At 45.4% G+C, this 520-nt stretch carries 1 protein-coding gene; it reads left to right on the plus strand.

Annotated elements, in window-relative coordinates; genetic code table 11:
• A partial coding sequence (locus AC1DCY_RS27440; RefSeq protein WP_477355879.1) for an AHH domain-containing protein occupies positions 1-400 on the plus strand: 400 nt, incomplete at its 5' end.
• Between the last annotated feature and the right edge of the window lie 120 nt (positions 401-520).

A 520-nucleotide genomic window follows, 5' to 3' on the forward strand; every position in this document is an offset into this window, starting at 1 on the left:
CCCTAATGGATTATGCAGTAGAAAGCTTGATCGAGAATTAGGTGGCAAAAGCAATGACAAGATGCAAGCCCATCACCTCATCCCTGAGGAAGTGTGGGGTCGGCAGGCGAGCTTTTTCTCGGATATCGGCATGGCCGGTGAACGGGATAAAAAAGAAAATGGGGTATTAATGCCCGACAGTGCAGATCAAGCCAAGAAAAGTAAGCGGGTTTTTTATCATTGTGGCTCTCATGGTAAGGTCTACACGCCTATGGTTGAAAACATGGTTGAAAAGGTTCGGGACGATTATGATTCTGGGGATATTGATAAAGTTCAGGCTCGTGCTCAGATATCGGCAATCCAGTCCAGGTTAAGAACAAGCCTGTCAGTGCCGGGAACCAAACAACGTCGAGTTCGATAATTAAGGTTTTGAGAACTATGAATTACTACGTGCTTTCTCAGAAAGAAGAACCGGGCTGTCCGATAGGCATTTTGTATGCAGATCTCTACGACAAATTCTATTCAAGCACCAAGGGTGTAG

The organism is Lysinibacillus sp. 10T31, assembly GCF_056394365.1.